This is a genomic window from Flagellimonas sp. 2504JD1-5 (genome assembly GCF_053618295.1).
Genome location: NZ_JBSIOU010000001.1, coordinates 398,692 through 424,312, shown reverse-complemented (window position 1 = coordinate 424,312; position 25,621 = coordinate 398,692). Strand labels below are relative to the sequence as shown.

Sequence of the window (25,621 nt, the reverse complement as noted above, 5' to 3'; positions counted from 1 at the left end):
ATGCGAACCATAGGTTTTGTCCTCTTTTTTTTGATGGGTTATGTAGCTGCGTCCGCCCAGGAAATTACTGTGTTGGATGCCGATACAGGCACTCCTATTGCCAATATGGCCATCTACAACAAGGACAAATCCAAAACGGCCGTAACCGATATTAATGGGTCTAGCGAACTTGATGTTTTTGCTAGAAATGAGCGCATTACTTTCCGCCATATAAGCTATGAAATTTATAGTACCACCAAAGCACAGCTAAGCCGAAAAGGCAATCGGGTTTATCTCAACCTGAAACCCGAAGAATTGCAAGAAGTTGTAATGTCAGTTTCCAAATGGGAGCAACAAAAAAAAGATGTTCCCCAGAAAATAGAATCTATCGATGCACGGGCAATTGCATTTACCACTCCCCAGACTTCAGCAGATCTTTTACAGAGTAGCGGAAAAGTTTTTATGCAAAAAAGCCAATTGGGAGGAGGAAGTCCCATGATCAGAGGTTTTGCAACAAACAGACTGCTGCTTTCCGTTGATGGGGTCCGAATGAACAATGCTATTTTTAGAGGGGGGAATGTGCAAAATGTGATTTCCATAGACCCTTTCACAGTGAAGAATACCGAAGTGATTTTTGGCCCTGGGTCGGTCATTTATGGGAGTGATGCCATTGGAGGGGTTATGAATTTTTTCACCCAAAAACCGCGCTTTTCATTTACTGACAGCCTTACATTTTCTGGTAATGTTAATTACAGATTTGCGTCGGCCAATAACGAGAGCACAACACATGTAGATTTTAACCTCGGACAACAAAAGTGGGCTTCGTATACGAGTTTCAGTTATAACGATTTTGACGACTTGACAATGGGTAAAAATGGTCCGGACTCCTTCCGAAGAAACAACTATGTTGTGCGTGAAAATGGTACGGATGTTTTAATGTCAAACATTGACCCTCGAAAACAAGTTTCATCGGGATATGATCAAATAAATTTCCTTCAAAAATTTACTTATCGACCTAACACAACCTGGAATTATGACTTGGGATTGTATTATTCCGAAACCTCGGATTTTTCAAGATACGATAGGTTGATTCGACCCAATAGCACAGGGGATGGACTTCGTTCTGCGGAATGGTTTTATGGCCCCCAAAAGTGGTTGATGGGAAATTTTCAGGTCACAAAACAAGGAAAGAACAAATTTTATGATGGGGTAAAACTGACTGCAGCCTATCAACATTTTGAAGAAAGTAGAAATGAACGATTATTTCAAGATCCCAACAGATTTACAACGGTTGAAAAGGTTGATGCAATATCAATAAATCTTGATTTTGAAAACAAAAAGATTGGCGATTTGCGACTGTACTATGGCGCTGAATATATTTTCAACAAGGTCAACTCCGAAGGAACCCAAACCAATATTGAGACCAATACCATTACAGATGCGGCTTCGCGCTACCCGGATGGGGCCACTTGGCAAACCTTTGCGGGATACATCAATGGGGAATATAAACTGATGCCAAATTTTACTTTACTGTCTGGAGCACGTTACAGCCAGGTTTGGGTGGATGCCCAGTTCGAAAACACCTTTTTTTCTTTCCCTTTTGATGAGGCCGATTTGATTACTGGAGCATTTACTGGAAGCCTTGGGTTTAGTTGGTTCCCACGTGCAGACCTTCAGATTACACTTAATGGTTCCACAGGATTTAGAGCTCCCAATATTGATGATATTGGGAAGGTGTTTGAATCTGAACCAGGTTCGGTGGTGGTGCCCAATCCGGAATTGGAGCCTGAATATGCCTACAATGCAGAAATAGGCGTTCGAAAGAACTTCAATGATAAAGTGGTTTTAAAAGGAGCCGCGTTTTACACCTATTTGGTCGATGCCTTGGTGCGAAGGGATTTTACCTTTAACGGGGAAAGAGAGATTTTATACAATGGGGAGTTGAGCAATGTACAGGCGATTCAGAATGCAGCAAAAGCATACGTGTACGGTTTTGAATTAGGACTGGAAGCCTTTTTAGATAAAAACTGGTCGTTAACTTCCAATCTAACCATTACAGAAGGCACCGAAGAAGATGACAGTGGCGAGGATACCCCGGCAAGGCATGCTGCTCCAACCTTTGCCGATTTTCACTTAATCTGGCAAAATCAAAAGTTAAAAACAGACCTGTTCTTGAATTATAATGGGGAAATAAGTAATAACAACTTGGCACTCACCGAGCAAAGCAAAGCTTATATCTATGATTTAGATGCTGATGGAAATCCATTTTCTCCATCTTGGTATACATTGAACTTTAGGTCTCAATATCAAATTTCCAATGCGTTCAAAGCCACTATAAATCTTGAAAATATTACCAACCAAAGGTACAGAACCTATTCGTCTGGGATTTCCGCTCCGGGAACCAATCTAATTTTAGGATTGGGATATAGCTTCTAACAAAAAAGGCTTGGAACATTCCAAGCCTCTTTAATTCGGTAAGTGGAATTTAATGATCTAGTTCCTCTGCGGCTTTTTTAAGGTCGTCAGCAGTTTCGTTCACAGCATCCTTTACATCTTCTCCCATCTCTTTTGCCTTATCCACGGCATCTTCACCAGCTTTTTTGATGCTATCCAGTGCTTGTTCTCCGGCTTCCATTGCATCTTCGCCAGCATCTTTTACAGCATCAACGGCGTCAGTAGCCGCATCCTTTAAATCCTCTCCTGCCTCTTCAAGGGATTTTCCCGCCTCTTCGGTGGCTTCTTTGGCTTTATCCGCCGACTCTTTACAAGAAATAGTTGCTGACATTGAAAAACACAATGCAATCGCTACAATCAATACTCTTTTCATTATAAAATGGTTTAGTGTTAAAGCTGTTAAGATATGGAATTTAACGGAAAGCATCATTTTTGTGATATCATATTTAGGGTAAGCAATTTACGTTGACCCAAATACCTTGTTTACAGCAGGATTATTCCATCTAAATTTATAATTTTGCAAACTTGGAAATCTAGACGAAGTAGCAGTAGATATGAAGTTTGCGGAATATAAAGGATTGGACTTGCCCAAAGTATCGGAAGAGATTCTTGACTTCTGGAAAAACAACCAGATTTTTGAAAAGAGTGTCTCTACGCGAGAGGGAGGAGAAAGCTACGTATTTTACGAAGGCCCACCTTCAGCCAACGGCATGCCCGGGATTCATCATGTAATGGCTCGTACCATTAAAGATATCTTCCCCAGGTACAAGACCATGAAAGGGTTTCAGGTAAAGCGTAAAGCCGGATGGGATACCCATGGCTTGCCGATAGAAATCGGTGTTGAAAAAGAATTGGGCATTACCAAAGAAGATATTGGGAAAAAGATTTCTGTTGAAGAATATAACGCAGCCTGCAAAAAAGCGGTAATGCGGTACACGGATGTTTGGAACGATATGACCGAAAAGGTAGGGTACTGGGTAGATATGGATGACCCATACATCACCTACAAATCCAAATACATGGAATCGGTCTGGTGGTTGCTCAAGCAGATTTATGACAAAGGACTTCTTTATAAGGGATATACCATACAACCCTATTCGCCAAAGGCAGGTACTGGTTTAAGTTCCCATGAGTTAAACCAACCAGGAACGTACCAAGATGTTACTGATACTACCGTTACTGCTCAATTTAAAGCTGTTGAAAGTACAGTCCCAGAGTTCTTAAAAAAGTTTGACCATTTACATTTTTTGGCTTGGACCACTACACCTTGGACGCTTCCGAGCAATACGGCTTTGACCGTAGGCGCTAAGATTGATTATGTGGTAGTCGCAACCTATAATCAATATACTTTTGAGCCTGTACATGTTATCCTTGCTAAAAATTTGGTAGGAAAACAATTTGGTGGCAAGTATGAAGAAACCGATGATGTTTCAGTACTTTCCTCTTTTTCCAAAGAAAACAAGAAGATACCTTTCCTTGTTGCTGCAGAATGTAAGGGAGCAGATTTGCTGGGGATCAAATATGAGCAGCTAATCGATTATGCCCAGCCCTATCAAAATCCAGAAAATGCTTTCCGTGTGATTGCCGGGGACTTTGTGACCACTGAAGATGGTACCGGTATTGTACATACCGCCCCTACATTTGGAGCAGATGATGCCTTGGTCGCAAAACAGGCAAAGCCTGAAGTGCCACCAATGTTGGTATTGGACGAGAATAACAACCCTGTTCCCCTAGTGGATTTACAAGGCAGGTTTAGGCTGGAGATGAAAGAATTTGGCGGCAAGTATGTCAAAAACGAATACTACGCCGATGGTGAGGCCCCCGAAAAGTCGGTGGATGTTGAAATCGCTATCAAACTAAAAATAGAGAATAAGGCCTTCAAGGTCGAAAAATATGTGCACAGTTATCCCAACTGCTGGCGTACCGATAAACCTATTCTATATTATCCTTTGGATTCTTGGTTCATTAAAGTGACTGACAAGAAGGACCGAATGTTCGAGCTTAACCAGAGCATTAACTGGAAACCCAAAGCTACCGGAGAGGGCCGTTTTGGAAACTGGTTGGCCAATGCCAATGATTGGAACCTTTCACGTTCCCGATATTGGGGCATCCCGTTGCCCATTTGGCGCACTGCGGATGGCAAGGAAACAATGATCATTGGTTCGGTTGAAGAACTAAAATCAGAGATGGCCAAAGCGGTTGCAGCTGGAGTTCTTGAAAAGGATGTTTTCGAGGATTTTGTGGTTGGAGATATGAGCGAGGCAAACTATGACAAAATTGATTTGCATAAGAACATTGTAGATCAGATTACCTTGGTTTCTGCTTCGGGTCAGCCTATGACACGCGAAGCCGACCTTATTGATGTTTGGTTCGATAGCGGTTCTATGCCTTATGCCCAATGGCACTATCCTTTTGAAAATAAGGAATTGATAGATAATGGAGAGGCTTTCCCTGCCAACTTTATTGCAGAAGGCGTAGATCAAACAAGAGGATGGTTCTACACCCTTCATGCCATTGCCACCATGGTTTTTGATACTGTGTCCTACAAAAATGTAGTTTCCAACGGACTTGTTTTGGACAAGGAGGGAAAGAAGATGTCCAAACGCTTGGGGAATGCCGTTGATCCGTTTGAAGTGCTTCCCAAACATGGAGCAGATGCCACTCGGTGGTACATGATTTCGAATGCAAACCCTTGGGATAACCTTAAGTTTGATATTGAAGGCATTGTTGAGGTAAAACGTAAGTTCTTCGGAACGTTATACAATACCTATTCCTTTATGGCACTTTATGCCAATATTGATGAATTCACTTATGCAGAGGCGGACATTCCTTTAAACGAAAGACCGGAGATTGACCAATGGATTCTATCAGAATTGCATTCGTTGATTCAAAGGGTTGACGAAGCATATGCAGATTATGAGGCAACAAAGGCTGCTCGAATGATTTCGGACTATGTTCAAGAAAATCTGAGCAACTGGTATGTGCGCTTGAGCAGAAGGAGATTCTGGAAAGGGGATTATCAGCAAGATAAAATTTCTGCCTACCAGACGTTGTATACCTGTTTGGTGACGGTTGCAAAACTTTCGGCACCCATTGCGCCCTTTTATATGGAGCGATTGTACAAAGATTTGGACGCAATTACCCAAAAAGAAGGTTTTGAAAGTGTGCATTTGGCCAAATTCCCAACTTTTGATGAGGGCATGGTGAATGGAAAGTTGGAGCGAAAAATGCAATTGGCACAAAAAGTGTCCTCGCTGGTCTTATCCATTCGTCAAAAAGAAAAAATAAAAGTGCGTCAGCCATTACAAAAAATCATGATTCCTGTTTTGGATGATGCACAGAAAGAAGATATTGAAGCAGTTTCAGACTTGATTAAATCCGAAGTGAATGTAAAGGAGATTGAGTTATTGGATGATGCGTCCGGAATTTTGGTGAAACAGATAAAGCCAAATTTCAAGGTATTGGGCCCAAGATTTGGGAAGGATATGAAGGATATTGCAGCTGCTGTTGGTCAATTAGAGCAGGAGGATATCCAAAAAATTGAACGAGATGGAGAATTAATGCTGCAATTGAAAAATAAAAGTATTATTTTACAGTTAACTGATGTAGAAATCAGTTCCCAAGATATTGAAGGTTGGTTGGTGGCCACCTCAGGTTCGCTCACCGTGGCCTTGGATGTTACCATTGATGACAACCTTAGAAAAGAGGGAATTGCTAGAGAATTGGTCAACAGAATTCAGAACCTCAGAAAAGAATCTGGATTTGAAGTGACCGATAAAATCGACATCAAAATATTGAAGGATGGCTTTGTGGAAAACGCTGTAACAAGCAATGAAGAGTACATTAAAACAGAGACTTTGACCGCTGAGCTCAATTTCGAAGAAAAATTAGATGAAGGCATTGCGATTGCCTTCGATGAAGTGAACACAAAATTGTTTATCCAAAAACATTAAAAAATGGCACAAGATTTAAAAGTAAGATATTCAGATAAAGACCTAGAGGAATTCAGAACCCTAATCGAAGAAAAAATAGAAAAGGCCAAAAGTCATTTGGAGCTTTTAAAAAGTTCTTATATGAATGATGGAAATAACGGAACAGACGACACTTCTCCGACGTTCAAGGCGTTCGAAGAAGGTTCCGAGACCATGAGTAAGGAGGCGAACACGCAGTTGGCCATTCGTCAAGAAAAGTTCATCAGGGACCTTAAGAATGCGTTACTTCGCATAGAGAACAAAACCTATGGAATTTGCCGGGTCACAGGAAAGCTTATCAATAAGGAACGTCTTAAATTAGTTCCCCATGCAACCTTGAGCATAGAGGCAAAGAACATGCAGAAATAATCTACTCCAGAGAGCACAAATTGTCAGTTCGAGCGCAGTCGAGAACTCTTTATGGTATTTAATGGAAATGTGATGAACATCTCGACCGCGCTCGATGTGACATCCAGATTCTGCAAAACCATTTTGGCTATGAAGATGCTATTATTGACCCTCTGGTTTTTTTCATTTGCTAATCTGCAAGGACAAAAGTTGGTAAAAAAAGCTTTGAGCAACACGACAGAGTATATTCAAATAGACGCTGAGTTTTGCTATCAAGTAAACCTCCTTACCTCCAAAACAGAAGAAGTTGTTGTCAAAGCGACCATGGAGGGTGAATATGCCAAGGATTTGGTTGTTAGCATTGAAGAGGAAGGAGCTACAATGTTAATAAGTACTCGATTTCAACCTAATTTTATCAATCCCAACGACAAATTGAGTGCCCACAAAGTCATTTCCATTGCGTTGGAGATCAATCTGCCAGAGTATAAAGATGTATTTGTTTATGGAACAAACAGCAATCTTAGCGCAATAGGAAAGTACAAAAGGCTTAAGGCGAAACTTTCTGACGGGAAATGCACTCTTGTCAATGTGAGCGAAACGGTGGAGGTTACTACACAAAAAGGAGATATCATTGTAACGGTTCCTTCAGGAAATATATTTGCAAAAAGCACTTATGGTGAAATATTTGAAGAAGACATTCCCAATGGGGATAATCAATTTACATTGAATACTATAGAAGGGGAAATCCATCTGAAGAAAACAAAATAATATCCATATTTTTGCGCAATCTTTTTAAAGACATGAAATTACAGAAGTCCCTATTGATCATTGTATTGGTCCTCTTAATTGATCAAATCAGCAAAATTTATGTGAAGACCCATTTTTTTCTTGGAGAATCCAATGAAGTTTTTAGTTGGTTCAAAATTCTTTTTATTGAAAATGAGGGTGCAGCCTGGGGAACCAAGCTAAGCGACCTACTTCCAGTATCTGAATCAACAGGAAAGTTGATATTAACGATTTTTAGACTTTTCGCGATAATGGGAATCGGTTACTGGCTTTGGGACATTATCAGAAAACAATCTCCAAAAACGTTGATATTGGCAGTTTCCTTGATTTTTGCGGGAGCCTTGGGAAATATAATCGATTCTGTTTTCTACGGGTTGATATTTGACCACAGTAATGGTCAAGTGGCCACATTGTTCTCTCCAGAACCCTACGAAAGCTTGTTTTATGGAAGAGTGGTGGATATGCTATACTTTCCTTTGATCGATACTTCGTGGCCAGATTGGGTGCCCTATTTTGGAGGCAATCGATTCCGTTTCTTCGAACCTGTTTTTAATATAGCCGATACGGCAATCAGTACAGGGGTTGGTATTTTGATTGTATTCAATAAAAAAGCTTTTCCAAAACCCGAGCAGGAAGAATCTAAAAGCTAAAAACTATAAACTCTTGTTGGGGTTATGCAATGATCGAGCTTCACGTCGTTGGAATGTGTTTCTATTGTAGCATCTTCGGCCTCAAACAATGACAACCCGATTTTTACGGTTTCTTCATTGCACTTGGCTAGAAAAGCATCGTAATATCCTCCACCATACCCTACACGGTTGCCTTGCTTGTCAAAAGCCAATAATGGCAAAAAAACCACATCTATTTTATTTTCGGGGACAAGAATCCCGTCTACAGGCTCAGGAATATTCCATTTATTTTTTTTGAGGACGGTGTTGTCGGTAAGCAAATAGTTTTCCATGGATTGTTTACCACTTATTTTTGGGACAACGACATTTTTATCCCTTCCCTGCAAAAGTGTAATCAGGGGTATAGTGTCAATTTCTTTGTTTTCTTCAATGCTGAGAAAAATATGGAAATAAAAAAAATCCCAAATAGGGATTTGAAGTGCATGATTCGCTAAATTGATACTCAAATCTGAAATATGCGAACTTTCGAGCTCCGCCCTCAGATTTTTGTATTTTTTTCTTAGTTCATGTTTCAACATTTAAATGTTGAAATTTTTGGGGTTGTTTTTTGGGAAACTTTCTACTCTGTTCTTGTTGAAACAGAGAAAAATATCTTGAAGAAAAGCATCAAGATCAAATACATTCCCAAAACGATAATGTAATTCTCCATTGAGGTTGTAATTTATGCTTTAAAAATAGGTAAAAGAATTGGAAATTTTACCATGAAATGCATTTTTAATCGATGAAATACACTTTTTTTAGCAACAGCTTAACAAAAAAGAGCATTTTTCAGTGGATTGTAACCCTTCTGTGTACGTACCAAACAACAAAGCATGTGGGAATGAGGCAGAATAATCACCTATCAATTTTAACAAAAAAACCCTATTATTAAGGTATACCTTTGTAAAAGCTTCAATTTTTGGAAATTTTATGCCCAAAACTCCTTCAATTAGTGTTCAGCTAAGTGCCCTCCCCGATAATCCTGGGGTGTATCAATTTTATGACAACGAAGGGAAAATTCTGTATGTGGGAAAGGCCAAGAATTTGAAAAAAAGAGTATCCTCCTATTTCAATAAAAAGCAAGAGTATGGGAAAACACGGGTGCTGGTAAAAAAAATTGAAAGCATTAAACATATAGTGGTGGCAACAGAATCGGATGCGCTCCTATTGGAGAACAACTTGATCAAAAAATTGATGCCCCGATATAATGTCTTGCTAAAGGACGATAAATCCTATCCTTGGATTTGCATAAAGAAGGAGCGTTTTCCAAGAGTTTTTTCAACAAGAAAACTGATAAAGGACGGCTCGGAGTATTATGGGCCATACACAAGCATGAAAACCGTGCGGACCTTATTGGATTTGGTGAGAAGCCTGTATCCCCTGCGAACATGCAATTTCGATTTGTCAGAAGAAAAAATAGCAGCGGGGAAGTACAAAGTTTGTTTGGAATATCATTTGGGAAATTGCCTGGGCCCTTGTGAAGGTTTGCAGCGCGAAGAAGACTATCAAAAGCAAATTGAGGACATTAGACAGATTATTAAAGGAAATTTCAAGAATTCGTTGCAGTCATTCAAATCACAAATGAAGGCCTTGGCCCAAGAAATGGAGTTTGAAAAGGCACAGCGGATAAAGGACAAGATTGAGATTTTGGAGAATTATCAGGCCAAATCCACAGTGGTCAACCCAAAAATCAACAATGTTGATGTGTTTACGATCATTTCTGATGAGACCCATGCCTATGTCAACTTTTTACAACTTTCACATGGCGCCATAATAAGGTCTCATACTATGGAGATAAAAAAGAAACTGGATGAGTCCAATGAGGAACTATTGCAACTGGGCATAACGGAGCTTAGACAGCGGTTTAAATCCCAATCCAAGGAAATTTATCTTCAGTTTCCTGTTACCGTGGAAGAAGATTTGAGGGTCACCCTGCCAAAATTGGGGGATAAAAGAAGGATTTTGGAGCTTTCTGAACGTAATGCACGGTTCTTTAGGCAAGATCGGTTTAAACAGATAAAAATAACTGACCCTGATCGGCATACCAAACGAATAATGGCTCAGATGAAAGCTGACTTAAGACTTTCTGAAGAACCCACCCATATCGAATGTTTTGACAATTCCAATATACAAGGAAGTAATCCAGTGGCGGCATGTGTTGTTTTCAAGAACGGAAAACCTTTTAAAAAGGATTATCGTCATTTCAATATTAAAACTGTTGAGGGGCCCGACGACTTTGCAAGCATGGAAGAAGTGGTTTTTAGGAGATATAGAAGATTGCTGAATGAAGAGCAGCCATTGCCACAACTTATTGTAATAGACGGGGGAAAAGGCCAACTATCCAGTGCTGTAAAAAGCTTGGATATTTTAGGACTTAGGGGAAAGATTGCCATTATTGGTATTGCAAAACGACTAGAGGAAATATACTTTCCTGAAGACCCCATTCCATTGTATTTGGACAAAAAATCAGAAAGCCTGAAGATTATACAACAACTAAGAAACGAAGCACATCGATTTGGGATAACACATCACAGGAACAAAAGAAGCAAAGCCGCTATAGATTCTGAATTGGAGAATATTGAAGGAATTGGGAAAAAGACTGCGGAGCAACTTTTGCAGGAATTTAAGTCGGTAAAGCGAATAAAGGAAGCAACCATTGAGACCTTAGCGCAATCTATAGGTATGGCCAAAGCAAAAAAAATTTATAAATCGTTCCACTAGAAAATGGGTGACAAAAGGATAATATTAATGGTCTTATTTGGTTTGTTGGTGACCTTTAGCTGGGGGCAAACATTAACTAATAAGGAAAACCCAAAAGTTGGATTGGTTTTAAGTGGAGGCGGAGCTAAAGGGTTGGCCCATATTGGGGCGTTGAAGGTTATTGATGAAGCAGGAATAAAGATCGATTATATTGGAGGAACAAGTATGGGTGCCATAGTTGGGGCCTTATACGCATCAGGATATTCTGGAGAGGAGTTGGATTCTATTTTTAGGGTGACCGATTTTTCAAAACTCATCCAGGATAACGTGCCTAGAGGAGCTAAAACATTTTACGAGAAGGAAGATTCAGAGCGCTATGCACTAAGTCTCCCCTTTACCAATTTCAACGTATCATTCCCGCAGGCGATTTCGGGTGGACAGAACATTTATAATGAACTGGTCCGACTTCTTTTTCATGTAAAAGATGTTCAGGAATTCAAAAGACTTCCTATTCCATTTCTATGCATTGCGACCAATGTGGAGACCGGAGAGGAAGTGTTGTTGGATTCAGGATACTTACCAGAAGCTATTATGGCAAGTGGCACTTTTCCATCGCTGTTTGAGCCAGCGGAGATAGAAGGGGAAATTTTGATTGATGGCGGGGTGGTCAATAACTACCCGATAGATGAGGTAAAGGCACTTGGAGCCGACCTTATTATAGGAGTTGATGTACAACATGGTTTATCTACTCGTGAGTCCCTCTCTTCGGCGACGGAAATTCTTTTGCAGATCAACAACTATCGAACAGTGAATGACATGAAGGTCAAAGCAGAAAAAACGGATATTTATATTCGACCGGATATCGATGATTTTTCTGTTATCGATTTTGACCGTAGCACTGAAATTATGGATAGTGGGGAGAAAGCGGCTTCGGCTATCATTTCAAGGCTGGAAGAGTTGGCTCAAAAACAGAGTGCCGATCCCATGGTTCGCCAAAACATTGACCCCATGGATAGTTTGACCATAAACCGATTGATCATAAGAGGAAATGATCAGTATACCCGTGGTTATATCAAGGGAAAACTAAGATTTAATCTAGCGGAGAAAATCCCATTTGAAAAGTTAAAGCAGGGAATCAACAACCTTTCAGCTACAGGGAATTTTAAGGCCATAAGATATGAGTTGATATCCAACGGATTGGGAACAGACCTTGTTTTAAAGTTAAAGGAAAATCCCACCAAGATGTTCATTAAAATGGCGGCCCACTATGATGATCTTTATAAGAGCTCAGCATTGATCAATCTCACTAAAAAGAACTTCCTTTTAAAAGATGATGTGGCTTCTTTCGATTTCATTCTGGGGGACCATATTCGATATAATATGCAGTACTATCTTGATAAAGGTTTTTACTGGAGCTTTGGGGTAAATTCAAGGTTTACCGACTTTGATGAAGAAATCGATTTTGAACTTATACGATCTAATTTTGATGCGCCCAATGATCCAAACATCCGGGAAATCAGTCTCGATGTCACCGATTGGACCAATCAAATATATTTGCAAACAGTTTTGAGGGAAGAATTTGCCTTTACCTTGGGTGCAGAGCACAAACTGTTACGATATAGCACCCGAACATTGAACCAATTTGAAGAAGCTCCTGAAGCGGCATTGCAACTGTCATCATCGGATCGGACAATTTTTGACGATTCAAATTACTTTAGCGCTTATGGTAAGATCACCCTGGATACCTATGACGATAAATACTTTCCTACTAAGGGACTATTTTTTGACAGTGATTTTCATTTGTATCTTTTTTCGTCCGATTTCAACGATAACTTCAAGGAATTTTCCATTGGAAAAGCTAAAATTGGAACCGCTTTCCCCCTATTTGAAAACTTAACACTTAACTTGGAAACAGAAGGTGGTTTTAAACTGGGCACCTCTGGGGTAACCTCTTTTGATTTTGTATTGGGCGGCTTTGGTAATGACTTCGTCAACAATTTCACCCCTTTTATGGGCTACGATTTTTTGAGCCTCCCCGGTAACAGTTATGTAAAGGCCTACGGTAGGTTTGATTATGAATTTGCAGACAAAAACCACTTTTTGTTTTCGGCCAATTTTGCAAATGTAGACGACGATTTGTTCAGAACTGGCGAATGGTTTTCGGAACCAACCTTCTCAGGATATGGACTTGGCTATGGACTGGAATCCTTTTTGGGCCCGGTACAAATATACTATTCATGGTCTCCGGAAAGTGATAATAGCAATGTGTTCTTTAGTGTGGGATACTGGTTCTAATCAACAGCAAAAACACAATTTGATAATCCCAATATTTGTAGGAGAAATATGGAACAAAGTTGACACAAAACCCCTAATTTTTCTTAATTAATTGCCAAATCTTCACTATTTGCTAAAAAGATAGTTAAAGTACGTTAAAACTTACATTTCTGTGATGTCTTAATGTATCTTTGTATCACATAAGGGGTGGTTCCCTTATAACTTTAAGTATTGGTTTTTCATAATTTAAAGTTTGGTTGGTTATTTAGAAAAAGCCCAGTTTTAAGACTGGGCTTTTTTTGTATATAATATTTTGGAACAAGTTTTGTTAAGTATATGTAAAGTGCTGAATCCGAGATGTGATTTTAGTAATTTTATACCGACATAAAGATTATGAAAAAGATTGTTACCATATTTGCCTTCCTACTTATCACGCCATTAATGGCGCAAAACGTTCGTCCCGCATTTAAGGCCGGAGAATGGCTAAAATTCAGGATACACTACGGGTTTTTAAATGCCAGCTACGCTACCCTTCAACTTAGCAATGACACTATAGACAATACTCCGGTGTACCATGTGGTCGGCAGGGGCAAAACAACCGGCTTTGCAAGTATCTTTTTTAAAGTGGATGACACTTATGAAAGTTATTTCGGAAAAAAGGATGGCAGACCACATCGCTTTATCAGAAAAATATCTGAAGGAGGATATACCAAGGACATTGAAATCGATTTTTACTACGATCAAGACAAGGCCGTTTTAAAAGACAATAAAAATGGGAAGCAAATGGATATTCCCGTGCATGATGGTATTCAAGATTTGTTGTCATCATCCTACTATTTAAGAAACAAATACGCCCTTGATGATTTCGAGATTGGAGAATCCGTGGAAATGGATATGCTTTATGATGATGATGGAGTATATAAATTCAAATTAAAGTTTTTAGGAAAAGAAATCATTCGAACCAAGTTCGGCAAAGTAGAATGTCTTAAATTTAGGCCCGTGGTTCAATCAGGCCGTGTTTTTAAAGAACAAGAAAGCCTTACCCTTTGGGTTTCGAACGATTTGAATAAAATTCCAGTTCGAATTAAAGCAGATTTAGCGGTTGGATCATTGAAAGCAGATTTAGATGCCTACAATGGGCTAAGAAACCAGTTTAAAATAATAATGAAATAGCTTGAATGAAGAATGATGAGCGAATTGAGTCCCAAATCAATAAGCTTGAAGAAAAGTACAAAAACTCAGGACAGGATTTAAGTTCATACCTAGACGGACTCCTTTATCAACGATACCTTACCTACTGGGATTATATCCATTTAGACACCCTGCTGAGCATTCAGGTGCCACGAACCCATTTTCCCGATGAAGAAATCTTCATCATGTACCACCAAATTACGGAGCTATACTTTAAGCTGATTCTACATGAGCAAAAACAAATAGTAGAGGATAAATCCCAAGATCTTACTTTTTTTATCGAAAAAGTAAATCGAATCAACAACTACTTTAAAGCACTCACATCGTCCTTTAGTATTATGATAAGAGGGATGGAAAGAGAGCAGTTTTTAAGGTACCGAATGGCCTTGTTGCCTGCAAGTGGATTTCAATCGGCACAATACCGAATGATTGAGATTTATGCTACTCCTTTGGAAAATCTTGTGCATTTTTCAGAGCGTGACAATTACTCGGCAAAAGACGGTATAGAAGAACTTTTTGAACATATCTATTGGAAAAAAGGAGCAACCGATCTTACCACTGGCGAAAAAACATTGACCCTTAAACAATTTGAGTTCAGGTATACACCAAGACTACTAAGAATATCAAATCAGGTGAAGACTAGCACCATCTACCATAAATATCTTCAGCTTCCAGAAGCTTCAAGGAATGATGGGACTTTGATTAAATCATTAAAAGACTTGGATTTGAACGCAAATGTTAATTGGCCCTTGATGCATATGGGTTCCGCCTATAGATATTTGGCCAAGGAAAACAAGGAGGTCGATGCCACTGGGGGCACAAATTGGAAAGACTTTTTGCCGCCAAGTTTTCAGAAAATAATATTTTTCCCAACTTTGTACTCTGAAGAAGAGCTGGATACATGGGGAAAACAATGGGTTGACCACATTTTTAATCCCGCTAACAAATAAATAAAATGCAAAGATTTTTTGGGGCAATCTTGGCACTGTTGGTTTTGGTGTCGTGCAAGGAGAAAAAAGAATTGGTGCAACAACTGGAACCTAAAAACCCGGTTGAAAAGCCTATTGTAAAACGATTTGGATTCAATCTGGACGACTACAACGTTGTTTACGATACCATTAAAAAGGGAGAGACCTTTGGAGAGCTCATGCTCAAAAACAAGGTAGATTATCCCAAAATAATTCATATTGCGGAGGAGTATAAAGACACTTTTGATATTCGTAGGATAGATAGAAAACCATATGTGCTATTAAAATCAAAAGACACCTCCGAAACGGCTGAAGTCTTTATTTATCAAAACGACAAGATCAATTACACGGTTTTTGATTTTAGAGATAGTACGGCTAATGCTTACAAAGGAAAGAGGAAGGTGAAGTCCCTCGAGCGAGAGGTTGCCGGAATCATAGAAAACAACCTTTCCGAAACACTTGACAACCTCGGGGTGGATTACAATGTCACCATTGACCTTTCTGAAATCTACGCATGGACAATCGATTTCTTCAGGTTGGAAAAAGGCGATAAATTCAAGGTCATCTATGATGAATACTTTATTAACGACTCCATTTATGCAGGTCGAGGAGCCATAAAAGCAGCACTTTTTGAACATAAGGGCACGCCCATTTACGCATTTCCCTATGTAACGGATTCTCTGAAGAACATTTTGGATTTTTACGATCAAGACGCCAACAACTTGCGCAGTACTTTTTTAAGGGCGCCCATAAAGTTTGGGTATCGACTTTCCTCAAGATACAATTTAAGAAGGAGGATTGCATATTACGGTTATAAAGTTAGACCACATAAAGGAACGGATTATGCTGCACCTGTTGGAACCCCGATAATCGCTACAGCAGACGGTACCGTAACCGAATCAACCCGAAGAGGTGGAAATGGTCGGTATGTAAAAATTAGGCACAACGGAACCTACAGTACCCAATACCTTCATATGAAAAAACAGAAGGTAAAGCGAGGCGAATTTGTGCGACAAGGTGATGTTATAGGTTGGGTAGGAATGACCGGAAATACGGGAGGGCCCCACGTATGCTACAGATTTTGGAAAAATGGTAGACAAGTAGACCCTTTACGGGAGAAACTACCAGCAGCCGAACCCATTGCCGATTCACTAAGAGTGGAATATCTCACTCACATTGACCCATTAAAAACCCAATTGGATTGTATAGAGTTCTTGGAAAGAGGACCAATACACATTCAGCAGGAGGACCAAATAACACTGAACCCATAAAATGACATTGCCCACGACCAACCCTACGAATACAAAAAGCTGGAAAAAACTTTTACAACACCATAAAGAGACTCAATACAAACATTTAAGGGAATTATTCGTTTCCGACATGGATCGAGGGCAAAAGTTTTCATTGGTTTGGAATGATTTCTTTGTGGATTACTCCAAAAACAGGATTACCGAGGAAACTTTTTCCCTACTACTGGATTTAGCAGATGAAATTGGATTGAAAGAAGCCATTTCGAGCTATTTTGGAGGAAAGACCATTAACCAGACCGAAGGTAGGGCCGTACTCCATACCGCGCTTAGAGCTAAAAAAGGAGATAAGGTTTTTGTTGACGGGAAGAATATTGTTCCAGAGGTGTACGAAGTCCGCGAGCAGATAAAAGCTTTCACCGAGACCGTAATTTCAGGAGATAAAAAAGGGTTCACAAACAAACCATTTACAGATGTAGTGAATATTGGAATCGGGGGATCCGATTTGGGCCCAGCAATGGTGGCCGAAGCACTTAAATTCTACAAGAATCATTTAAAAATGCACTTTGTCAGCAATGTTGATGGAGACCATGTGCACGAGGTGATCAAAGACCTTGACCCAGAGACTACCCTGTTTGTGGTAGTATCTAAAACTTTTACCACCCAAGAGACATTGAGCAATGCGATGACCATTAAAAAATGGTTTTTGGAGCATGCTTCCCAATCAGATATTGCCAAACATTTTGTGGCAGTTTCTACGAACACTCAGAAAATAAAAGAATTTGGCATTGCCGATGAAAATGTATTTCCCATGTGGGATTGGGTAGGTGGACGTTTCTCGCTATGGAGCGCCGTTGGGCTTTCTATAGCGTTATCGGTGGGATACAAAAACTTTGAAGCATTGTTGGATGGGGCCAATGAGATGGACATCCATTTTAAGGAAACGCAATTTTCGCAAAATATTCCGGTAGTTCTTGCCTTACTTAGTGTATGGTACAATAATTTCTTTGGTGCTGAGACAGAAGCCATTATTCCATACACCCAATATTTACACCGCTTTTCCGCATACCTACAGCAGGGTATAATGGAAAGTAACGGGAAAAGTGTTGACCGTTCGGGGAATAGAGCCAACTATGAAACCGGAACTATTATTTGGGGAGAACCAGGCACAAATTCCCAACATGCATTCTTTCAGTTGATCCATCAGGGCACAAAACTGATTCCTGCCGATTTTATTGGATTTAAAGAGTCACTTCATGGTGACAAGGATCATCATAACAAGCTTATGGCAAATTTCTTCGCCCAGACCGAAGCTTTGATGAACGGGAAAACTGCTGCTGAGGTAAAATATGAACTGGAAAAACAAGGACTTTCCCAAAATGAGATAGATTCCCTACTTCCTTTTAAAGTATTCGAAGGGAACAAGCCCACAAATACCATTTTGATTGAAAAACTTGACCCAAAAACTTTAGGATCTTTGATTACACTTTATGAGCATAAAATCTTTGTTCAAGGGATTATTTGGAACATTTTCAGCTACGATCAATGGGGTGTGGAATTGGGGAAGCAACTTGCTAAAAATATATTGCAGGACATCGAAAGTTCAGAAATTGGCAAACATGACAGTTCTACCCTGAATCTTTTGCAGTTTTTTAAGAAATGATTTAAGGTTTCTTAAAATTTGAATAACCTGTAACTTGCTGTTTTTCAGCTAAGTAAGGAGTCATTGATATTTATTATATTTGGTTTTCTTAACGTTAACTTAACATTTTGAATGTTAAAAAACGGGACTTTTGCAATGCTATTCAAATAACTTAAACACTACTGAAATGAAAAAACTGTATGTATTGATCGTGGCGCTATTCAGCTCTGCGATTATGTTTTCACAAGGAACGGTTTCAGGTACCGTAATGGATGGTGACCTTGGAAGCCCGCTTCCAGGTGCCAGCGTTGTGCTTCAAGGAACAGACAATGGAGCATCAACCGATTTCGATGGGAAGTTTTCCCTTGAGGTTTCTGACAGTTCTGGGACGCTTGTAGTTTCCTACATTGGATTTGTGACCAAAAGAATTTCTTTCAGTTCTTATGGAGATTTAGGCTCTATCACTTTGAGTCCTGATGCCGAAGAATTGGAAGGCGTTGTTGTAACTGGAATCTTGGATATTGCCAAGGACAGGGAAACACCTGTCGCTGTGTCAACCATCACAGCTGCCGATATTCAGGAAAAAATCGGTTCACAAGAACTACCTGAAGTATTAAAGTCGACACCATCAATTTACGCTACCAAAACGGGTGGTGGATTTGGTGATGGAAGAATCAACGTGAGAGGATTTGATTCCCAGAACACTGCGATCATGATTAATGGAATTCCGGTAAACGATATGGAAAATGGTAGAGTTTTCTGGAGTAACTGGGCAGGACTTAGTGATGTAACCACTGCGATGCAGGTACAAAGAGGTCTTGGGTCTTCCAAATTGGCCATTAGCTCTGTTGGTGGAACCATAAATGTTATTACTAAGTCTACAGATAAAGAAGAAGGAGGTTCCGTTCGTTTTGGAGGCGGAAATGATGGCTATTTGAAAACCACAGCTTCCTATAATACTGGAAAATCTGAAAACGGCTTTGCAGCTTCAATCCTATTAGGTAGAACTGCCGGGGACGGATATGTGGAAGGGACCAAATTTGAAGGATATAACTACTTTATCGGATTGGGATATGAGCCAAATGACAAGAACAACTTCCAATTTATCCTAACAGGTGCGCCACAGGTACACAACCAAAGAACATCAAGTTTTTTCAATGTGGCTACTATAGAGGATCACTTGGAACATGGAGCTAGATATAACTTTAACCATGGATTCTTAAATGGAGAGGAATTTGGATGGAGAAGAAACTTCTACCACAAACCAATTGCTTCCTTGAATTGGGATCGAAAGTTTAATGATAAGACTACACTTTCCACCTCAATTTATGCGTCCGTAGGAAGAGGTGGGGGAACTGGCGACATTGGTCGTCTTGATGGCAGCTTTGCAAGTTCCAGTAGATTTAGGGATACAGAAACAGGTCAAGTACTATGGAACGAGATTGTTGCTGCGAATTCAGGTGCAGGAGGTACTTTCTCCAATGGTTCTACATATGCGAATGTACCAGACTTTCAAACAGGGACATTTATTGTAAACGATGCTGATATTTATAGTGGCTTCAGTTCATTTAGAAATCCAGCAGACAGATTGGATGGAGTGGAAAGAAGAAATGGTGCCATCCGAAGAGCATCTATGAACTCTCATAACTGGTTTGGACTTATTGCCAACTTGCATACTGAAATCAATGACGAATGGAGCTGGGATATTGGAATAGATGCTAGAAGTTATAAAGGAATCCACTACAGAAGGGTTGATAATCTTTTAGGTGCTGATGGGTACCGTGATAATGACGATGTAAACAATCCATTTAACATTGTTACCCAAGAGGTGGAATCTGATTTGTCAGGACTTTGGAATGTGTTTAGAAGTATTGACGACGACGAGAAAATAGACTACTACAATGATGGAGTTGTAAGATGGTTAGGAACCTTTGGGCAAATTGAATATTCAAATGGTACAGTTTCCGCCTTCCTTCAAGGAGGTGTGTCGCAACAAGGATTCAAACGTATTGACTATTTCACCTATTTGGATTCTGACCCACAGCAAGAAACAGATTTTGAAAATAGATTGGGCGGAAATATCAAAGGAGGAATCAACTATAACATCAACGAAGCCCACAATGTGTTCGTTAATTCAGGATATTATTCCAAGCAACCTTTGTTTGACGCTGTATACTTGAATTTTGCGAACGAATTGAACCCAGATTTGACCAATGAGAAGATTTTAGGTCTTGAGGCTGGTTACGGAATCAACCTTGGAGATTTTAGGGCCAAAATCAATATCTACAGAACTTCTTGGAAAGACAGGTTTGAGGATTTAGATATAGAAACGGACGAAGGTGCTGAAGGAACTGCCAACATTAATGGGGTTGAACAAATCCATTCAGGATTTGAGCTTGAGGCCAACTATAGAGCTTCGGAAGTGGTTCAGTTCAGAGGAATGCTTTCTATGGGTAATTGGGAGTATGGAGGTAACGCAACAGGGGCTGCTTTGGATCAGGACAGAAATGTAATCGACCCGGAAGTAACCTTGTATTTGGACGAAGTAAAAGTTGGGGATGCAGCACAGTTCACCACAAATTTAGAAATGATTGTGAGGCCAGTTGAAAACTTGAAATTGAGCGCTAACCTTTATTCAGCTTCAAGATTGTTTGCGCAAATCAATGCTGAAGATTTTGCTGATCCTGATCACCAAGGGTCGCTGAGATTGCCAAGCTACAGCTTGTTTGATCTAGGTGCTTATTACAAGTTTAATATTGGTGGCAGCAATGCGATTAGTGTGGCCGCCAACGTAAACAATGTTTTTGATACTGAGTATATCGCAGAATCATTGACAAACACATTTGCAGAAGGTAATGATGCAACCTTTAGAGGGTTAAATACCAGAAACAAAGTATTCTTTGGTTTTGGAAGAACATGGAATATTAGCATGAGGTATAACTTCTAAGTTATCACAAAGCATATTTTGAAAAACCCGCCGATAGGCGGGTTTTTTTATGGGTAAAAATCCTTACTTTTAGGACTCAAACTATACCAATGGAAATTTTACGTACACTTCACTCTTACTTTGCATACATAGTACTTATTCTACTCATTTTTGCAGTGTTCAACGCCTTAATGGGCTGGTTGGGCAAAAAGGAGTTCACCATGCACAAAGATTTGAGAATTAGCCTTTTTGCTCTTATTTTGTCTCATTTACAATTGGTGATTGGGCTTATTGTATTCTTTGTTTCAGCCAATGGCCTTAAGGCCATCCAAACTTTGGGAATGGGAGGTATGAATTCCGCAGCGCGATTGTTGGCCGTGGAACATCCATTTACCAATATTTTGGCCATAGCTTTGATTACTATTGGATGGTCACGTCATAAGAAAAAGGAGGATAGTACTGCCAAATTCAAGAGTATTGCCATTTTTTATGGTTTAGGACTGCTATTGATTTTAAGCCGTATCCCTTGGGGGCAGTGGTTTAATTAAAACTAATATTGTCATTCCCGTGAAAGCGGGAATCTCATTCCATTTCTTTAATCAAAAAAAGATATACTGGGAAGTGATCGCTATAACCACCAGTGTAAGTTCCTCCTGCATAGGTTCGCAATGGGTATCCCTTGAATTTCCCCTGTGAAGTTTTTAAGTAGGATGGAGCATAAACCCCAGCTTTCCAAAAGGAGAATTGTGCCTTATCCTTTTGCACCAAATTTGTCGACATAAAAAACTGGTCAAAAAGATTCCATTTATCACGATAGGCCAAGGAACCAATCCCTTTTTTGTACAATTTTTCCATGGGATTAAACAGTGAGGTACTGTCCAGTTGGTTTATCTTTCCTTTTGTGTGTAAAATCTTTTTTAGGCTATCGTCCCGCGGGTCGTCATTTAAATCGCCCATGCTAATGATTTTGGCATCCGGATTTAGTCTTTGCACAGAATCGATGATCCGCTTGTTGAGCAAAGCCGCCCTAATTCGGTTGGGTTTGCTTTTGGAAGCCCCACCTCTTCGCGAGGGCCAATGATTCACCAGAAAATAAAATTCTTCATCATCCAACATACCCCCAACAACCAATTGATCACGGGTATAATTTCTTTTTCCAAGATCATCGAACAACAGTAATCGATGACTTTTGAACGAAGACGGCAGATAGGCTGATTTTTTATATAATAGTGCCACATCTATCCCACGTTCATCTGGAGAATCGATGTGAACAATGCCATAATCTTTATGAATGAGGTTGGAATGATGTACTAAATCTTCTATTACAGATTTGTTTTCTACTTCACACAATCCAATAACATCTGGTGAAGTTTTGGAAGTGCCTACACCTATTTGTGAAAGCACTTTGGATATGTGTTCTATTTTCTTTTGATATCGATTTGTGGTCCATTGGTATTTTCCTTCAGGAGTCCGTTCATCATCAAAAACCAACGAATCGTTGGTGGTATCAAAAAGGTTTTCAACATTATAAAAAGCGATGGTTCTTAGCTTGTATTTTTTAGGGGACTGGGCTGAAATTGAGAGCACACAGAACAGGAGTAGGTAGGTTAAAAATTTCATTTGGGTTTTGATTTGTGCTCGAAAATAAGTAAGATTGTTCACTTTTCTTACAAAAAAGAAAGATAATAACCCCGTAATCTTATTAATTAACCTACTATTAAAGCTTATGAGAACAGCTTTGTTCTTTGTGCTGATATGTTGTGCAACAATAAGTTATGGCCAACAGCACACTCTAATTTCCGGGACAATAAATGATCGGGTCACACGAAACCCAATACCGAGGACAGTACTTCGTATTGGTGGTACTTCCAAAGAATTCTTGACCGATGACCATGGTAATTTTAATATTTCAACGGTATTGGAAGGGGAACAAACCCTGATTGTCCAATCTTCGGATTATTTGCTGAAACGTATTCCCATTTTTTTGAATGGTGGACCTGTGAATTTGGGCGATATTTTTTTGGAGCAAGATATTACCATCGAAAAAACGGATAATCTTATCACGCTGACGGAAAATGATATTTCCAATGACAGTGAAACCCTATCCGGCTCTTCTGGTTTGCTACAATCCACTAGGGATATTTTTCTGGGTAAGGCAGCTTTCGATTTTGGACAGGCCTTTTTTAGAGTTAGAGGGTACGATTCACGCAATGGCATGGTCATGATCAATGGAATCCCTATGAACAAACTTTTTAATGGCCGACCCGATTGGAATAATTGGGGCGGACTCAATGATGCAACCCGAAATCAGGAGTTCACCAACGCACTTGATCCAAACCCATATACTTTTGGAGGTATTTTGGGGAACACCAATATGGATACACGTCCATCCGGTTCAAGACCCGGAATGCGGCTGTCAGGTTCTGCGTCCAACCGCACCTATGGAGGTCGACTAATGGCTACCTATAGTTCTGGGGTGAAGGAAAGTGGATTGGCCTATACCGTTTCTTCCTCAAGAAGGTGGTCGGATTCGGGCTATGTAGAAGGGACCTTGTACGATGCCTATTCCTTTTTTGGCGCTTTGGAATATCAGTTAAACCCAAAACATAGCATTGTTCTCACCTCGATTTTGGCCAAAAACCGACGTGGGCGTTTCGCTGCGCTAACGGAGGAAGTTTTTGAGTTAGTGGGAAGTAGGTATAATCCATATTGGGGGAATCAAGATGGAAAAATGAGAAACTCCAGGGAGCGTCAGATATTTGAGCCCTTGTTTTTATTCAATCATTATGCAAAATCCAACACCTGGAATTGGAATACCGGGATCGCCTATCAATTTGGTTCCACGGTCCGAAGCAGAATGGGATACTACAATGCCTCAAGTCCGGACCCAACATATTATCGCTATTTACCAAGCTTTTATCTGAACAGTCCAATAGGTGCCGATTTCAATAATGCTGCACTTGCGAGGCAAGGCTTTATAGATCAACCTCAAATGCATTGGGAATCCCTTTACGTTGCCAACGCCAACCAAAAAGCGGCCTATCTTTTTTATGATGACCAGACCCAAGATGAACGAATCATAGCCTCGACCAATTTCAATTGGGATATCAAAGAACAGATAAAAATTGGCGGAGGGATACGCTACCAAGCGCTGACATCTGAAAACTATGCAAAAATTCAAGACTTAATGGGAGCCGATTTCCATGACGACATGGATACTTTTTCAGATACTCAAAACGATTTGAATGGAAACCCCACCAAAATTGAGGGAGAAAAATTCAATTACCATTACAAATTACTAGCATCGGAATGGGAAGGTTTTGGACAAGTACAACTGGATTTTGAAAAAATGGGTGGATTCGTTTCCGCAGCCATTGGCAATTTCAGCACAGAGCGGGAGGGTTTGTTTCAAAATGAACGCTTTTTGGATAACTCATTGGGTAAAAGCGATAAAATCGACTTTTCCAATATGAAATTAAAGGCGGGAGCAACATATTTTCTCTCAGGCAGGCATTGGTTTACTGCAAACGGAGCATTGGTGAAAAGGCCACCCACAATTCAAAATATCTTCATCAATCCAAGAGAAAATAATGCGGTTGTTCCAGAAATTTTAAACGAGACCATTACCACGGCAGACATCAATTACCATATTCGATTGCCGGATTTAACCGGACGGATCAGTGCTTTCTATACCAGGTTTATGAACACCACCGATATTAATTTCTTCTATGTGGATTCTGGTTTGGGCTCTGATTTTGTTCAAGAGGCGATCACGGGATTGGACAAACTTCATAAAGGAATTGAATTTGGATTACAATATGAACTTTCGTCCAGCGTCAAAGTTTCTATGGCTGGCAATTTGGGAGCATATGTTTACGCCAGTGATCCCTCAGTACAGATAAATTTTGATACCGCCGCTGCGGATGAAGACCTTATTAGCACGAAAGGAAGTCAGGATTTGGGAATAGCAAAGCTAAAAGGGTTGAAGTTGGCCCAGGGACCTCAAACCGCTTTTACAGTTGGAGTGGAGTATAGAAGCCCTAGATACTGGTGGATGGGAGCAACTGCAAACCATCTGGCCAATAGCTACATTGATATATCCGCCATTCGGCATACCAATAGTTTTCTTTTGGATCCCGAAACCGGAGAGCGATTCCCCAACGCCACCGACGAAAATGTGAGCGCCATTTTAAAACAACGGCCTTTGAACAAATTTTACCTTCTCAATTTAATTGGAGGGAAATCTTGGTTGGTGGGGAAAAAATATGTCAGTGCATTTATAAGTGTAAACAACCTGTTTGATGAGGTTTTCAAAAGTGGTGGATATGAACAAGGTCGAAATGGGAATTATGGGCAATTGTATCAGGATAATTTAAGTGGTTCACCGTCTTTTGGGCCAAAATATTGGTATGGTTACGGGCGCACCTTTTTTTTAAATCTGGCAGTGAGTTTCTAATAAGCGTTCAA

At 39.9% G+C, this 25,621-nt stretch carries 17 protein-coding genes; 14 read left to right on the top strand and 3 right to left on the bottom strand.

The genetic code is table 11. The annotated features are described in order from the left end of the window. On the top strand, window positions 1-2,415 hold the full coding sequence (locus ACULLG_RS01855; RefSeq protein WP_452125064.1) for a TonB-dependent receptor: 2,415 nt from the start codon (window positions 1-3) through the stop codon (window positions 2,413-2,415). A 49-nt stretch (window positions 2,416-2,464) separates the two neighbouring features. Here the strand turns inward: ACULLG_RS01855 and ACULLG_RS01850 are convergent, their stop codons facing one another. Continuing rightward, window positions 2,465-2,806 (bottom strand): hypothetical protein, encoded by a 342-nt coding sequence (locus ACULLG_RS01850; RefSeq protein WP_452125063.1) that lies wholly within the window; start codon window positions 2,804-2,806, stop codon window positions 2,465-2,467. Between the two features lie 181 nt (window positions 2,807-2,987). On the opposite strand from ACULLG_RS01850, the gene ileS reads away from it, so the two are divergent. The 4 genes from ileS (at window position 2,988) to ACULLG_RS01830 (ending at window position 8,188) form a co-directional block, all read left to right on the top strand. Further along, a complete protein-coding gene (ileS, locus tag ACULLG_RS01845; RefSeq protein ID WP_452125062.1) occupies window positions 2,988-6,386 on the top strand; it encodes an isoleucine--tRNA ligase in 3,399 nt (1,132 codons plus the stop codon). A 3-nt stretch (window positions 6,387-6,389) separates the two neighbouring features. Continuing rightward, window positions 6,390-6,773, top strand: a complete 384-nt coding sequence (locus tag ACULLG_RS01840; RefSeq protein WP_420320682.1) for a TraR/DksA family transcriptional regulator — start codon at window positions 6,390-6,392, stop codon at window positions 6,771-6,773. A gap of 129 nt (window positions 6,774-6,902) precedes the next feature. Continuing rightward, window positions 6,903-7,520 (top strand): hypothetical protein, encoded by a 618-nt coding sequence (locus ACULLG_RS01835; RefSeq protein WP_452125061.1) that lies wholly within the window; start codon window positions 6,903-6,905, stop codon window positions 7,518-7,520. Window positions 7,521-7,552: 32 nt separating this feature from the next. After that, window positions 7,553-8,188: a lipoprotein signal peptidase gene (locus tag ACULLG_RS01830; protein ID WP_452125060.1), complete on the top strand. Its 636-nt coding sequence runs from the start codon at window positions 7,553-7,555 to the stop codon at window positions 8,186-8,188. Here ACULLG_RS01830 and ACULLG_RS01825 read toward each other — a convergent pair. Beyond that, a complete protein-coding gene (locus tag ACULLG_RS01825) occupies window positions 8,185-8,745 on the bottom strand; it encodes a 5-formyltetrahydrofolate cyclo-ligase (protein ID WP_452125059.1) in 561 nt (186 codons plus the stop codon). The genes ACULLG_RS01830 and ACULLG_RS01825 overlap by 4 nt on opposite strands. Window positions 8,746-9,136: 391 nt before the next feature. Here ACULLG_RS01825 and uvrC point away from each other — a divergent pair, with 391 nt between their 5' ends. From uvrC to ACULLG_RS01785, 8 genes are all read left to right on the top strand, one after another. Next, a complete protein-coding gene (gene uvrC / locus ACULLG_RS01820) occupies window positions 9,137-10,927 on the top strand; it encodes an excinuclease ABC subunit UvrC (protein ID WP_452125058.1) in 1,791 nt (596 codons plus the stop codon). Between the two features lie 27 nt (window positions 10,928-10,954). After that, on the top strand, window positions 10,955-13,201 hold the full coding sequence (locus tag ACULLG_RS01815; protein ID WP_452125057.1) for a patatin-like phospholipase family protein: 2,247 nt from the start codon (window positions 10,955-10,957) through the stop codon (window positions 13,199-13,201). A 372-nt stretch (window positions 13,202-13,573) separates the two neighbouring features. Beyond that, window positions 13,574-14,353 (top strand): DUF3108 domain-containing protein, encoded by a 780-nt coding sequence (locus ACULLG_RS01810; protein WP_452125056.1) that lies wholly within the window; start codon window positions 13,574-13,576, stop codon window positions 14,351-14,353. A gap of 5 nt (window positions 14,354-14,358) precedes the next feature. Next, window positions 14,359-15,321, top strand: coding sequence for a tryptophan 2,3-dioxygenase family protein (locus tag ACULLG_RS01805; protein ID WP_452125055.1), 963 nt, complete (start codon window positions 14,359-14,361; stop codon window positions 15,319-15,321). Window positions 15,322-15,326: 5 nt separating this feature from the next. Next, window positions 15,327-16,610, top strand: a complete 1,284-nt coding sequence (locus ACULLG_RS01800; protein WP_452125054.1) for a M23 family metallopeptidase — start codon at window positions 15,327-15,329, stop codon at window positions 16,608-16,610. Between the two features lies 1 nt (window position 16,611). Beyond that, complete coding sequence (gene pgi / locus ACULLG_RS01795) at window positions 16,612-18,249, top strand: glucose-6-phosphate isomerase (RefSeq protein WP_452125053.1); 1,638 nt, start codon at window positions 16,612-16,614, stop codon at window positions 18,247-18,249. A gap of 166 nt (window positions 18,250-18,415) precedes the next feature. Next, window positions 18,416-21,175, top strand: coding sequence for a TonB-dependent receptor (locus ACULLG_RS01790; protein ID WP_452125052.1), 2,760 nt, complete (start codon window positions 18,416-18,418; stop codon window positions 21,173-21,175). Between the two features lie 89 nt (window positions 21,176-21,264). Continuing rightward, the gene (locus tag ACULLG_RS01785; protein WP_452125051.1) at window positions 21,265-21,702 is read left to right on the top strand and encodes a hypothetical protein; all 438 of its coding nucleotides are present in this window, start codon (window positions 21,265-21,267) and stop codon (window positions 21,700-21,702) included. A 34-nt stretch (window positions 21,703-21,736) separates the two neighbouring features. Here ACULLG_RS01785 and ACULLG_RS01780 read toward each other — a convergent pair whose 3' ends face one another. Then, window positions 21,737-22,774 carry an endonuclease/exonuclease/phosphatase family protein gene (locus ACULLG_RS01780; RefSeq protein WP_452125050.1) on the bottom strand — a complete coding sequence of 346 codons (1,038 nt, stop codon included), beginning with the start codon at window positions 22,772-22,774 and terminating at the stop codon, window positions 21,737-21,739. Window positions 22,775-22,880: 106 nt separating this feature from the next. Between ACULLG_RS01780 and ACULLG_RS01775 the strand changes: the two genes are divergently transcribed. Further along, entirely contained in the window at window positions 22,881-25,610 is a 2,730-nt protein-coding gene (locus ACULLG_RS01775) for a TonB-dependent receptor (RefSeq protein WP_452125049.1), read from the top strand. Window positions 25,611-25,621: the final 11 nt, after the last annotated feature.